We start from the raw sequence: 14,508 nt of genomic DNA on the forward strand, positions 1-14,508 counted from the left end.
TGGCATAATTTACCTCAGTTTTACACTTCCCGAACATACCCCGTACTCTCAGAAACTATAATCGATCGGGTTACGAGACAAGAATCAACCGTTCAAATGAATGAACGGGAAGGAAACGGGAGGAATCGTAGTGAAAAAAGCAGTCAGTTCTCTAACCGTGCTCTCTATGCTGTTAACTCTAGTATTTACGTTGGGAGTTTCAACGGATAGAGCGGCCGCGGAAGAGACGACAAGCAACGTCATTCTCGCGCGTGACAGCGAATGGACGTATCTGGACGACGGCACCGATCAAGGCACCGCATGGCGTTCGGCCGCATTCGACGACAGCGTCTGGAAGCAGGCGGCAGCTCCGCTTGGCTACGCAAGCAGCGGCAAGGGGCTGGACCTTAAGACGTGGATCGGATACGGCTCCGATTCCAACAGCAAATATATCACGACTTATTTCCGCAAGGAGTTCGAAGTGACCGACCTCGCGGCGATCAAGCAGCTGGCGGCCACGCTCGTCCGCGACGACGGAGCCGTCGTTTACTTGAACGGCCGGGAGGTTTACCGCACGAACATGCCAAGCGGAACGATCTCCTACGCTACGCTAGCTTCCAGCGCCGTCGGCGACGAGCGGACGAACGACGACTTCAGCATCGATTCGTCCCTGCTCGTAAACGGGACGAACGTTATCGCCGTCGAGGTGCATCAGAACGCGGCGACCAGCTCGGATTTGTTTTTCTCGCTGGAGCTTGCGAGCTCGGATACTTCGCCTTACGCGCCGATCGCGATCGCGATGTCGTTGTATGGCAACGCGAAAACGAGCCGCTCCTTCGCTTGGTATACCAATTATGCGAATCCGCAGAACGCTCCCGCGAACGTCATGGATAGCATCGTCGAAGTCGTGCCGGCAGGCGAGGGGTTCGACTCTCCGTCCAAGCTGCGCTTCACGGGAGATCCGGAGGATACGAAGGCTTTGACCCTTAAGGTGACGAGCTCCACCACGGGTTCTTTTATCAGCCACAAAGTCGTCGCCGACGGATTAGCTTCGGGAACGAAGTACGAATACCGGGTCGGAAGCGACGGTCTTTGGAGTGAAACCGGAAGCTTTACGACGGAAGCGGAAGACGAGAAATCCTACGATTTTCTATACTTGACGGACTCTCAAGGAGCGAATTCGGGAGATTACGAGGTTTGGGCGAATACGCTGAGAAACGGGCTGGAGGATTACCCGAACGCCAAGTTTCTGTTGATGCCGGGCGACCAGGTCGATGCGGGAGCGCTGGAATCCCAATGGCTCGATTACTTCGGCAAGCCTCAGGACATGCTGCTGAACCTGCCGCTGATGGCAGCGATCGGCAATCACGAAGGGCCTTACAATCCGAACTTCTCCTATCATTTCAACTATCCGACGAACGCGATCGATAGCGAGCTGCCGCCGGGCACCGTCTATTCTTTCGATTACGGGGATGCCCACTTCATGGTTCTGAACACGATGGACATCAATTGGGACAGCGCGCAAAGCGAATCCTTCGAGCAACAGATCGAATGGCTGAAAAAAGAAGTGGCCGAAACGGACAAGAAGTGGAAGGTCGTCGCCATGCACAAAGCGATCTATTCGCTTGGCAACCATTCGACGGATTCGGATATTATCGCGCTCCGGCAAAAAATGTATCCGATCTTCGACGAGCTTGGCATCGACGTCGTCCTGCAAGGGCATGATCACACGTTCATGAGATCCTATCAGATGTATAACGGCAAGCCGGCGACCGACATCGAAACCGATGATAATGGCAATGTCCTGAATCCGGACGGAACGCTGTACATGATCAACAATGCGTCGGGAAGGAAGTTTTACGATCTCAAGAGCGGGGTCGACCGCTATTACGCGGCGGTATACGAGCAGCCGTATGTCGCGATATATTCGGGCATCCGAATGACCGAGAACAGCCTCACGATCGAGTCCTACAGATCGGGAGAAGCGGATCCGTTCGACACGTACACGATCATCCGAAACGACAGCAAGCCGGAGCCGGTCGTGGGACTAACCTCCGAGAAGACGGGCGACGGGAAGACGGTGATCTCCTGGACGAAGCCGAACGATTCCGATTCCGAAGATCAAGTGAGAGGCTTCCGGATCTACGAGGCGAATGGCAAGCTGGGCGCGAACTGGAGCCAATACGTTCCGGCCGTCGAAGGACAAACCGATTATCGATTCACGGTGGAAAGTACCGGCTCCGACGAGGTCTATGAATTTGCCGTGAAAACCGTAAACAAGAGGGACAATTCGGAAGCCAGCTTCGTCAGCACGGCGGACATCAAGACGGCGGCGCCGACCTCCCCCGTAGTGGACGACGGCCGCAACACGTTCGGCTGGACGAACGTTCCCGGCTACGACAACCCGGCCGACTATGAATACAGCGTCGACAACGGCGCAACTTGGGAGCCGGTAGAGCAGAATCCGCAGCAGCTCGAAGCCGGCGATTATCCGGCAGGGACCGTTCAGGTTCGGGTTAGGGCGAACGAAGCGGAAGGCACGCCGGCAGGCAACGCTCTCGCGTCGAACGCCGCTTTTACCGCGAATAACGTTCGCGATACCTACGAGCTTGCCGGAACGATGACCCGCGGCGATCAGCTTCGAATCGACGTGTCGGCGGAACAGGTCGCGGATTACGGCGGAGACGCCTACCTCGTCTTCGAGCTACTGAAGGGCGACGAGCCGGTTCTCATCAACGCGGTCTCGGTAAAGCAGGACAAGCTGAGCCTTTCCCAGTACTTCAACGTCAGCGGCGAAGAGTACCGGGTCAAAGCGTTCGTCTTCGATAAATTCGACGGAGAGTTAGCCGTTCCCGTTCAGTTGGCCAGACCGATCGAGCTCCAGTAACGGATAGAAGAAAGGAAGGAATCCGGTGAAGAAAACTATCGCGTCGCTTTTGGCGCTGCTGTTCGTCTTGGCGCCCTTGTCGGTTTATGCCGCATCGCCGCTTACTCTCCAATTAAGCGCGACGGAAGTACAGCGAGGAGACTCCCTCGTCCTGAAAGGTACCGCGGCGGCCGAGAACGGCGATATCGTCGTCAAGATCGTCAAACCCGATAATGCGGTATTCCATATCGACGTCCTGACCGTCTCGGACGGTCAATTTTCGGCGCAAGTCGCGATTCCGAGCGACGCGAATTCGGCCCCGGACGGTACCTATACGGTCGTGGCCGGCAACGGCGCCGAGTCGGCCACGAAGACCTTCGCGGTCGTTCAGGGCGGCGGCACCAATCCGCCTGTCGATCCAACTCCGACGAATCCGCCCGTCGTAACGCCGCCGGCTTCGTCCGGCAAGGACATTCCGAGCGGTTCCGGGTCGGCCAGCGGATCGGTCGTCACGCCGGAGCTTGCCTCGGACGGACGATATCTCGCGGGCAGCGAGACGATGAACCGGGCGATCTCGCAGGCGAACGGAGGCTCGGTTACGATCGAGCTTCCGGCTTCCGCGGCGGAAGCCGGCTCCGCCCTGGAGCTCCCGGCCGGTTCGATTCAAGCCCTCCGGGACAAATCGCTCGATTTGATCCTGACGTCCGGCAACCGGACGGTTCGCCTGCCGGCGGGCTCGATTCCGGCATCCTCCGGAGACAATTCGAGATTCCGCGTCGTTCTGCAAGCGGCCTATTCGGACGAGGCGCGCAAGCTGGTCAGCCAGTCGCTTCAATCGTCTTCGGACTATAAGCCGACGGGCGTCGTTCTGTCCGTCGTGATCGAATGGATCTCCGGCGATAAAGTAACGAACGTTCATCAGCTGAACAAACCCGCCACCGTTGCCATTAAGCTGACGGACGATCAGGCGAGGCAAATCATGGCGAACTTGGCGGGCGTGTACTACATCGACGGAGGCGCGCCGCAATACGTGAAGGGAACCGTCAGCGGCGGCACGTTCACGTTCCAGACGGATCACTTCTCGCTTTATTCCATTCTCGAATTCGCCAAGACCTTCGCCGATTTGAAGGGGCATTGGTCGGAGAATTCCGTTCTGTCGCTGGCGGCTAAGCATATCGTGAACGGCGTCGACAACTCCCATTACGAGCCGAACCGCAGCATTACCCGGGGCGAGTTCGCGGTTGCGCTGATGAGGGCGGTCGATTGGACGGGCAAAGCCTCCATTCCGAACGCGGCGAATCCGTTTAAGGACGTACCATCGGATCGTTATTACGCGGAACAAGCGGCGCAATCGGCAGCCCTCGGCATTCTGAACGGATACGAAGGAGCCTTCCGCCCGAATGCCCTGATCACGAGAGAGGAAGCGGTCGTCGCGCTGATCCGCGCGGCCAAGGTCATCGGACAGGAGATGACGGGGTCGGCCGAGCTTAGCTTCAGCGACAAGGGCAGCATTTCTTCTTGGGCGTTAGAAGCGGTCAGAGCCGCTTCGGCGAACGGGCTGATCGAGGGCGACGGAACGCGATTCCATCCGGGCAACCCTCTGACCCGAGCCGAAATCGCCGTCATGATCGAGCGTTTATTGCCGACAGGCGCTTAATAACCTTCCCCTGGAGGAGCGAATCGAATGAACAAAAGCCTGACATCCCTTTTGATGGCGATCATCATCCTATTCCTGACGGTTTCCCCGTCAGGCTGGATGACCGCTTCGGCCGCCGGCGCCGATCCCGTCACGTTTACGCCGACCTGGAACGTGGCCTTGAACGCGACGGCTACCGCGTCGGGACAGTGCAACAGCAACGAGAGCGCGGCGAACGCCGTGGACGGCAGAACCGATACGAAATGGTGCGACAATACGGCCAAGAACAAAAAGTGGCTTAAGCTGGATTTGGGCCAGGTGTACAACATCAACGAATGGGTCGTGAAGAACGCCGCGATCGGCGAATCCTCGAACAGCCCTTTTTGGAACACGAAAAACTTCCGTTTGGAGAAAAGCGAGGACGGGGTGACCTGGGAAGACGTCGATGTCGTTCGGAACAACGCGCAGACGATCGTGGATCGCTACGTCCCGACCTTTTCCGCGCGGTATGTTCGCTTCTATGTCGATAACGGCGCGTACGACTCCAACACGGTAAGGCTGTACGAATTCGAGGTGTACGGGGTAAATGCCGATCAGACGCCAGCCGTGCCGATCATTAACCTCGATCCGGTCGATTACGTCGATCCTTTCATTAATACGTTAGGGGACAACGGGCAGACGAACCCTGGACCGTCCACTCCGTTCGGGCTCGTCTCGCTCGGACCGGATAGCGACGGGGGAGCGTTCAGCGGTTATTACTACCAGGATAAATCTTTGAAGGGATTCTCTCATCTGAGATTCAGCGGAGTCGGCTGCAGCGGCGCCGGCGGCAACATTCTGATGATGCCGGAGACCCGCGCGTTCACCAAGAACAGCAACGAGTACAAGCAATCGTACGACAAGTCCAGCGAGCTGGCTTCTCCCGGCTATTACGCCGTGGGACTTGCCTCCGGGATCGGAGTCGAGCTGACCGCTTCGGACAACGTAGGCTTCCACCGTTACACGTTCCCGAGCTCGGGAGCGGGATCCGTTCTCGTCGATCTGTCCAATTCTTATGCCGGCATGATAGATGCCAATCTTACGGTGAACGGCAGCAACGAGATTTCGGGCATGGTGCAATCCAAGAACGTATGCGGCAACGGCTACTACAAGATGTACTTCTCGATTCAGTTCGACCATGACTTCGATTCCTACACCTCTTGGTCGGGAGATTCGGTCGGCACGGAAGCAAGCCGCAGCGGATCCAATAGCGGCGTTTGGGTAAACTTCGACTCGATCGACGGCGGCGTGGTTCAGGCGAAGGTAGGCCTGTCTCCGGTCAGCGTCGAGCAAGCGAAGTACGAGCGCGATCACGATATCGAGGGCTGGAACTTCGAGGCGCAGCGCGAGAAGGCGAGAGGCGTCTGGAGCGATCTGCTGAACAAGGTCGAGATTACCGATTCCGACGAAGAGAACAAGACCGTGTTCTACACCCAGATGTACCATTCGTTCCTTCATCCGAAGAATGTCACGAGCTCTCTCGGCACGTTCAAGGCGGGCAGGGACGAGGACACCGTCCGCAACGTATCCGAGATCGGAGACGACTTCGAATATTACAACGGCTGGACGACCTGGGACGATTATCGGAAATACTCCCTGTTCTCGCTGTTCGAGCCGAAGAAGTTCGAGAACATGGTGAAGTCCCTTGTCGATCTGTACGGCACGAGAGGTTCTTATACGCAGTGGGGAGACGGCTACTGGCCAAGCCCTACGGTACGCAATGAATTCAACGGAGCGGTTATCCTCGACGCTTACGCGAAGGGCTTTACGGACTTCGACGCGTACAAGGCGCTTCAAGGAATGGCGGTCGACGCGGACAACTTCTCTATCAGCGACGGGGAGATCTCCGGGAAGCTGGAGAAGGCGAACAGCGCTTCCTTCCCGATGAAGCTCGCCCAGATGCTCGGGGATCAGGCAACCTACGAGAAATACAAAAAACTCGCATTGTCTTATAAAGACCTCTGGAATCCGAGCCAAGTCGACGAGACCGGGACGGAGCGCGGCTTCTTCACCCCGAACGGATCGACCGTCGCCCAAGGCGACGTGACGGCGGTAGACAAGTACGCTTACCAAGGCAACCTGTGGACGTATCGCTGGTCCGTTCCGCAGGACGTGAACGGGCTTGCCGAGCTGATGGGCGGCAAGACGGAGATGGCCAAGCAGCTGCAGCATTTCTTCGAGATCGGCGAATACGTCGCGATCAACGAACCGGATCTGCATGCGCCTTATCTGTTCGATTACTTGGGCTATCCTTACTTGACGCAATACTATGCCAGAGAGTATACGACGGAAGTCGTCACTCAGAATTATCATAATCATGGCAGATACAACTATCCGATCAAATCCCGCGTTTACCGCGACGATCCGGAAGGCTATCTTCCTTCGATGGACGACGATGCCGGCGGCATGTCCTCCTGGTTCGTGTTCAGCGCGCTGGGTTTATTCCCGGGCTCCCCGGGAGATCCGTATTACTTGATCGGCTCGCCTATCTTCTCCGAGGTGAAACTGCATCTGGACGGAGGCAAAACGTTCACGATCAAGGCGAACGGAGTGTCGAGCGACAACCGGTTCATCCAGTCCGCTCAACTGAACGGACAGAACTTCAATCAGGCGTGGATCGATTACTCCGACATTATGGACGGAGGCACTCTGGAGTTCCAGATGGGCGCCGAGCCGAATGCGGCATGGGGCGCCGTCGCAAGCGCCGCGCCTCCGACGACGGATTACGATACGGAAGTGGACGATTCCTTGACCCGCCAAGAGCTGATTGCGGAGCAATCGACCTGGAAATATTACGACAAGGGCCAATACTCCGGCGAAGGCTGGACGTCCCTGGACTTCGACGACAGCGCATGGTCCTCCGGGCCGGCGATGCTCGGCTACGACAAGTTCGGCAATCCGGCAACGACGGTCAGCTATGGGCCGGACGCCAACAACAAGTACCCGACGACGTACTTCCGCAAGACGTTCGAGGCGGAGAACGCGGACCGTATTCTTCAATTAGACGCCAGCCTGATTCGGGACGACGGAGCCGTCGTTTACTTGAACGGGAACGAGATCATTCGCACCAACATGCCTTCCGGCAGCATCGGTTACGACACGTACGCGAATGCGACCGTGAACGACGAGAGAGACCGGAACGCGTACTCGATCGATCCCTCCTATCTGGTAGAAGGAACGAACGTGTTGACCGCCGAGGTCCACCAGTCCGGCGGGACGAGCTCGGACATCGCTTTCGAGTTCAGCCTGGCAGCGGTGCGCCAGTTGGACAAGCCGACGGCTCCGACGGAGCCTGTCGTCGATGACGAGGCGAACACGTTCGGTTGGACGAACGTAGCGGGCTTCGAAGAACCGTCCGACTACGAATTCAGCACGAACGGCGGCGCGAGCTGGACGACGGCCACCGCGAATCCGCAGCCGGTAGGCCCGATGGCTTACGAGGAAGGGCAAGTGCAAGTGCGGGTGAAGGCGAACGCGGAGCAAGGCCATTCCTCCAGCGAAGCTCTTGTCTCGGACAAGGCTTACACGCCCGACATTCTGGAAGTGTTCGATCTTGACGTCGACGTAAAGGGCAGCGGCAACATGAACGTCGCCGTTCAAGGCAAGCTGAAAGGCGCCTATAACGATACGGCCGTTGCGGTGTTCCAATTGATGGACGGCAGCGATAAGGCTTGGATGACCAGCGCGGTGCCCGTACCGACCGGGGACTTCGATCTGACGCAGCTGTTCAACGTGAATGCCGACAAGTATGAGGTAAACGTCTATCTCGTTGATTCGTTCAACGGCAACATCTACGATTCCCTATGGCTGGCTCAGCCATCCGTCTCTAAGCCGGAGCCGAAGCCGGCGCCGGGATCGGGAAGCGATCCGGATCCGGAGCCTCCGGTCGAGGAGCCGTTGCCGGAGTTTATTCCTCTGCCCGATAAGGAACCCGAGGAGCCGATCGATCCGATCGAGCCCGACGAGCCGGAAGTACCCGGCGTACCGGGCGCTCTGAACTTGCAATTCGAAGAGAACAGCTCGTGGTCGACGGAAGTTAATAGCTTCAATAACAGGCCGATGCAGACCGAGGATGGAAATAAGGGCAAGGTCGTCGCGAACACGTTCGACGGCGCTTGGCTTGCGTTCGAAGGCGTCGACTTCGGAGACGAAGGAGCGAACCGCCTTACGGTCGAGTACGATGCGCCTGCCGCGAAAGTACCGGCCGGCAGCTCTCTTGAGGTCCGGCTAGGCAGCGTCGACGGGGAGCTCGTCGGCACGATCGCGCTGCCGTCGACGGGCAGCTCTTGGGGAACGTATGGCACGGCGACAGGCTTGCTCGAGCGCACGATTGTCGGAACTCAGAACGTCTATATCGTGCTGAAGGGCAATACGAGCAGTTCTCTTCCGTATATCGGCAATTTCGACTGGCTTGCATTTGACAAGGTGGACATTCGCAGCGACTATGCCGATTTGGAGCTGGAAACGTACGACGAGTGGTCGACGGCCGTAAATCCGGTTAACAACGGCCCTCTGAAGACCGAGAACGGCCAGAGCGGCAAGCAGGTCGCCAATACGTTCAGCGGAGCATGGCTTGCTTACAAGAACATGGATTTCGGAAGCGAAGGCGTGAACCAAGTATCCATTCTTTATGCAGGCAACAGCACGAACACGGCGGCCGATTCGGCAGTGGAGGTCCGGCTCGGCGGAATCGACGGGGAGCTGGTCGGAACGATCGCCGCGCCTCCGACGGGCGGAAACTGGAGCACGTACGAGACCGTGACCGGCACTCTGACGCGAACGGTAACGGGCATGCAGGACCTGTACCTCGTGCTCGTAGGTTCGACGGATTCGACTTACAAGTACATCGGCAACTTCGACAAGGCGAGTTTCGCGTTCGCCGCGGAGGAACCGGATCCGGAAGAACCGGAGAATCCGGATCCCGGCGAGGATGCCCGCAGTGACTTCGCGGCTCTGGAACTGGAAACCTATGACGAGTGGTCGACGTCCGTGAATCCGGCGAACAACAATCCGCTCGGCACGGAAAAGGGCCAAAGCGGCCAGCAGATCAAGAATACGTTCGACGGCGCATGGCTCGCATACAAGAAGATGGACTTCGGAAGCGAAGGCGTGAATCGGGTATCTATTCTCTATGTGGGCAACAGCACGAACACGGCAGCCGATTCGGCAGTCGAGATCCGGCTGGGCGGCGCCGACGGAGAGCTCGTGGGAACGATCGCCGCTCCTCCGACGGGCGGCAACTGGACCACCTACGCCAACGTAACGGGCGATCTGACCCGCACGGTGACCGGCGTCCAGGATCTGTATTTCGTTCTCGTCGGAACGACGGATTCGACCTACAAGTACATCGGCAACTTCGACAAGGCGAGCTTCTCTTTGCTTGCGCCGGAGCCCGACGTGACCGTGGAATTCGAAAATCGCAGCTCCTGGTCGACGGACAACAATACCTTCAATAACCAGCCATTGAAGGCAGAGAACAACAATGGCGGAACGACCGTCTCCAACACCTTCAACGGAATGTGGCTGCTTTTTGACAGCATCGACTTCGGGGTTCAGGGCAAGAACCGGGTCTCTATCGTGTACGACGCCCCTTCCGATAAGGCTCCGGCGGACGTCGTCGCGGAGATCCGACTAAACGACAAGGATGGAGAGATCATCGGAACCGTCAATCTTCCGAATACGGGAACCGGTTGGGGAACGTACAAATCGGCCCAAGCCGACCTGAGCCGGACGGTCGCCGGACAGCAGAAGCTTTATGTCTCCTTCCGCGGCACCACGACATCGAGCCTGAGGTATGTCGGCAACTTGGACCGGATAATCTTCTCTAAAGGATAATAGGATTTGCACAGCTCTCGGCGAGCCAGCCGGGAGCTTTCTTATTAAGGTAAGGAGTAAGGCTGAGCGGATAGTCTTCTTCAATCCCATCTGTTTTTATGTTGAATTTTGTTGCCGAGCCTCGCGACTTGTGGTTCAATCGGTGTAGGAAGCATCTGACAAAGTCGACTCACGCTAAGCGGGCCATGGAGGTCTAGAGGGGGAATTAAGCTCATGCATATGGGACATGTCCACGGCGATCACGATATGCTTCTCGTTGTTTTCTCGTACCTTGTCGCTGCGGTATCCTCCTATACGCTTCTCGATCTGGCCGTACGGGTTAGCGAGGTGAAGGGAAGAAGCCGTCTCCTGTGGATTCTTTTCGGAGCCGTCACGATGGGAATGGGAATCTGGTCGATGCATTTCATCGGGATGCTGGCATACCGGCTTCCTTTCGAGGTTTCTTACGATATCGTCGTTGTCGTTATTTCCGTATTGGTAGCCATAGCGGCTTCCGCGGTCGCCCTTCGTGTCCTTAGCCGGGAAAACGTATCTTTAATACGGTTGATTAGCGGGGGCGTTATGCTCGCGATCGGCATCTCGGCGATGCACTACATCGGGATGGCGGCCATGATCGCGGATATCGATTACCATCCGTTTTTCTACGCGCTATCGATCGTCATTGCGCTCGTCGCCTCCATCGTGGCGCTATGGCTCGGGCTGTACTTCCGGAAGGCAAGCGGTTCGGGGGCCATTTGGAAAAAGCTCGGCAGCGCGCTTATCATGGGCGCCGCGATCGTCGGCATGCATTATACGGGAATGTGGGGATCGACCTTCCACCCGGGAGGGGATTCCATTCTGTCTACCGGAGTCAATCTGAACCACAAGTGGCTGGCTTTCTTCATCGGTTTCGGAACGCTGATCACGTTGTCGATTTCGCTGATCGGAATCGTCATCTCGAAGAGACTTTCGAATAAAGACTCGGAGATCGAGGAGAAGAAACTGGAGATTCAGCTTATCAACGAAGAGCTCCGCGAGATGAACGAGCATCTGGAGGAGCTTGTGGCGAAGAGAACGGCCGAGCTGGAGAAAGCCCACGACGAAGCGATCCGCGCCAATCTCGTCAAAAGCCAGTTTCTCGCGAACATGAGTCATGAGCTGCGGACTCCTCTTAACGCGATCATCGGGTACAGCGAGATGCTCGCCGAGGATGCGGAGGAGAACGGACACGACGATTATAAGGACGATCTCGCCAAGATCGCGAAGTCGGGGCGCCATCTGCTGGAGATGATCAACGACATTCTCGACATTTCGAAGATCGAAGCGGGGAAGATGGACGTTTATTACGAGAAATGCCGACTGCCCGATATGGTCCTGGACGTGAAGGCGGCGGTGTTCCCGCTTGCCGAGGCGAACGGGAACCGGCTGCAGGTGCGTTCCGAGGACGGCATCATGACGGTGGACGCGGTCAAGCTCCGGCAGATTCTCATTAATCTGCTCAGCAACGCCTGCAAGTTCACCAAGGATGGAAGCGTCGAACTCGATGTCGAACGGATGGACAGGGGAGAACGCCAAGGCTATGTATTCCGGGTCAAGGATTCGGGAATCGGCATGACGCCCGAGCAGCTCCGGAACCTGTTCCAGCCGTTCACGCAGGCGGACTCGTCGACGACGCGCAAATACGGCGGGACGGGGTTAGGGCTGGCGATCAGCCAGAGATTCTGCGGGCTGATGGGCGGAGACATTCGCGTGGAGAGCGAGTTCGGCCGGGGAAGCACGTTCTCCTGCTGGCTGCCCGCCGAGCCGGAGGCATCCCGCCGTGCGGATGACGGAAGGCTGGACACGACCGCATAAACAAGCAAAAGGGCTGGACCCGAAGCAAGTTCCCGATGGACTTGAATTCGGCTCCAGCCTTTTTCTTCAGGTATCAGAGGGTAAGATCGTCCCATTTCGGTTGAGGGAATCGCAGCGAATACGGCTGCGAATTTCCTGGCGCTTCTCCATGGCCTTGAGGAGCGGCGTATCCTTGAGGTACCGCGTAACCTTGCGGAATGGAGTAGACTTGCGGAGCCGAATAGCCTTGAATTGGGACATGGCCCTGCGGAACGAGGCTGCTCTGCGGAGCCCCATAACCCTGCGGAGCTCCATAACCCTGCGGAGCTCCATAACCCTGGGGAGCCGCATAACCTTGGGGATACCGTTGCTCGTATTCCGCCGAAAACGGAGGACGCTTCGGGCAATTCGCGGGCGGACCGATAAAGACGGATGGCTCGATCGGCGCGAACGTCTCCGATACTTTTTTCTCGTCGAGGCAATACGTATGCGCCCAGACGTTCGCCGGCGTCAGCCGCAGAATGTCGGAGCCCAGAATGACCTCCGGCGTCGGCGCGTCGAAAATGGCAAGCAGATGCGTATTGTCCACAGAAGCGATCTCGTAATGCCACCACGCTTTCGGGACGTTGGCGACTTGGCCGGGCTTGATCGGAATGTTTAACAGCTGCTTAGAGAACGGATTGAGGATAGAGACGACGGCGGCGCCCGAGATGCAGTACACGAGCTCGCAAGCGTTCTGGTGGTAGTGAGGCTCGACGACGTTCCCGGCGCTTAAGTAGATATCCAGCAGCGAGGAGTTGCCGAGCGTATTCAACTGTTGAATCCCCAACGCGTTGATGAAATTTCGATCGTCTTTTTTGAAAAGCGTATTCGTATTCACGTCGAAGAAAAATTGCGTGTCCGGAGAACCGAATCCCAGATCGTTGTAAGACACCGGGCGTTTTCCCTGCCTTTCGTTAAGCACGCGGCGCGCGTGCGGTTCTGCGGCAATATATGCGATCGCCTATCCGCTGGTTCTCGATTTTTCGGCTATTCTTTTCGGCTATCCATAGTATAATGGCACTATCGACAGGGGGAGGAAACGCACATGACGCAAATCAAGCAATTGAAGCCGCAGGACGAATTCGAAGGCTTCTATTTATTGAAAGAATTAGAGGTTAGGCAGACGAACGCAACGCCCCCCAAAGATTATTTCGATATCGTGCTTTGCGATTCGAGCGGTCAGCTGCCGGCGAAGTTCTGGGACGTGTCGCCCGCGGACAAGGAGACGTTCTTTCCGATGGGGCTCGTGAAGGTTCGCGGACTCGTTCATTTGTATAGGGAGAAGCCGCAGATCAAGATCGCGAAGATCCGTCCGGCTAAGGCGGAGGACGGCGTGTCCTTGACGGATTTCATCCGTTCGGCACCGATCGACTCGAACGATCTCGTGCAGATCATCAAGCGGACGATGGAGAGCATCTCCGACGAAGAGACTCGCAAGATCGTTCATTATTGCATTAATAAGGTAGAGGAGCGACTTCCGAGCTATCCGGCGGCGAAGACTCACCATCATGCTTATTACGGCGGTCTCGCTTACCATATGGTGCGCATGCTGGAGCTCGGCGAATTCCTCTGCAAGCAGCGGCCGTTCCTTAACGCCGATCTTTTGAAGGCGGGAATAATCCTTCATGACATTGCAAAGCCTGAAGAAATGAACGCGGAGATGGGCATCGTATCGGACTACAGCAATACGGGCAAGCTGATCGGGCATATCGCGCTGGCCTCGGGCTGGATCGTCGAAGCGGCCGTACGGCTCGGCATTCCGCTGGAATCGGAGAAGGTAGTCGGCCTCCAGCACCTGGTTCTGTCCCATCACAATCTCGGCGAATGGGGAAGCCCGGTGCAGCCTCAGACGGCGGAAGCGGTGGCGCTGCACTTTATCGACGCGATGGACGCGAAGCTGCAGATGGTGGAGGACGCCCTGTCGACGACTCCGGAGTCGGAGGAGTGGACGCCTATGATCCGCGGCCTGGAGAACAAGGCGATTTACCGGTTGAAAATATAACTGCGAAAGCGACGCAACTAGAGCGGACAAGAGAGAATGCGAGATGGAAGAACATTCCTGTTGCGTTCTCTCTTTGCTTTATGGTACATTATTTCTCGCGCCGCTGAAGCGAACGCGACCGACAAACTCCAAGATCATCGGTAAGACGACAACTTGGAAAACATTGTGGGTTGCAAGCGAAGGCGGAATGCGGTAAGATGTAATTCCTGCTTCGGTAACGGGGCAGCGAGTTAAAAGAATAGAATCGTTAAGATTCGACTTGTTCCTTGAAAACTGAACATCGAGCGTAATGAAATA

The 14,508-nt window shown here is 57.0% G+C and carries 7 protein-coding genes; 5 read left to right on the plus strand and 2 right to left on the minus strand.

The genetic code is table 11. The features are described 5' to 3' along the window. The first annotated feature begins 130 nt into the window (after positions 1-130). From H7B67_RS17940 to H7B67_RS17955, 4 genes are all read left to right on the plus strand, one after another. Entirely contained in the window at positions 131-2,866 is a 2,736-nt protein-coding gene (locus H7B67_RS17940; RefSeq protein WP_342592604.1) for a metallophosphoesterase, read from the plus strand. A 25-nt stretch (positions 2,867-2,891) separates the two neighbouring features. Continuing rightward, the gene (locus H7B67_RS31325) at positions 2,892-4,502 is read left to right on the plus strand and encodes an S-layer homology domain-containing protein (protein WP_185121225.1); all 1,611 of its coding nucleotides are present in this window, start codon (positions 2,892-2,894) and stop codon (positions 4,500-4,502) included. Positions 4,503-4,529: 27 nt separating this feature from the next. Continuing rightward, positions 4,530-10,355: a glycoside hydrolase domain-containing protein gene (locus tag H7B67_RS17950; protein ID WP_185121226.1), complete on the plus strand. Its 5,826-nt coding sequence runs from the start codon at positions 4,530-4,532 to the stop codon at positions 10,353-10,355. A gap of 213 nt (positions 10,356-10,568) precedes the next feature. Beyond that, on the plus strand, positions 10,569-12,188 hold the full coding sequence (locus H7B67_RS17955) for a sensor histidine kinase (RefSeq protein ID WP_185121227.1): 1,620 nt from the start codon (positions 10,569-10,571) through the stop codon (positions 12,186-12,188). A gap of 73 nt (positions 12,189-12,261) precedes the next feature. On the opposite strand, the gene H7B67_RS17960 is transcribed toward H7B67_RS17955, so the two are convergent. Then, positions 12,262-13,101 carry a cupin domain-containing protein gene (locus H7B67_RS17960; RefSeq protein ID WP_342592605.1) on the minus strand — a complete coding sequence of 280 codons (840 nt, stop codon included), beginning with the start codon at positions 13,099-13,101 and terminating at the stop codon, positions 12,262-12,264. Between the two features lie 153 nt (positions 13,102-13,254). On the opposite strand from H7B67_RS17960, the gene H7B67_RS17965 reads away from it, so the two are divergent. Then, the gene (locus H7B67_RS17965; protein WP_185121228.1) at positions 13,255-14,211 is read left to right on the plus strand and encodes a 3'-5' exoribonuclease YhaM family protein; all 957 of its coding nucleotides are present in this window, start codon (positions 13,255-13,257) and stop codon (positions 14,209-14,211) included. Positions 14,212-14,289: 78 nt separating this feature from the next. Here H7B67_RS17965 and H7B67_RS30660 read toward each other — a convergent pair. Continuing rightward, positions 14,290-14,508: hypothetical protein (locus H7B67_RS30660; protein ID WP_221468804.1), on the minus strand; the 219-nt coding region annotated here is incomplete at its 5' end.

Origin of the sequence: Cohnella thailandensis, assembly GCF_014212135.1 — a bacterium.
Classification (GTDB): domain Bacteria; phylum Bacillota; class Bacilli; order Paenibacillales; family Paenibacillaceae; genus Cohnella; species Cohnella thailandensis.

Excerpts from the sequence above, each read along its gene's own strand:
- H7B67_RS17965 (WP_185121228.1), top strand. The coding sequence starts at position 13,255 with ATGACGCAAATCAAGCAATTGAAGCCGCAGGACGAATTCGAAGGCTTC.
- H7B67_RS17950 (WP_185121226.1), top strand. The coding sequence starts at position 4,530 with ATGAACAAAAGCCTGACATCCCTTTTGATGGCGATCATCATCCTATTC.
- H7B67_RS17955 (WP_185121227.1), top strand. The coding sequence starts at position 10,569 with ATGCATATGGGACATGTCCACGGCGATCACGATATGCTTCTCGTTGTT.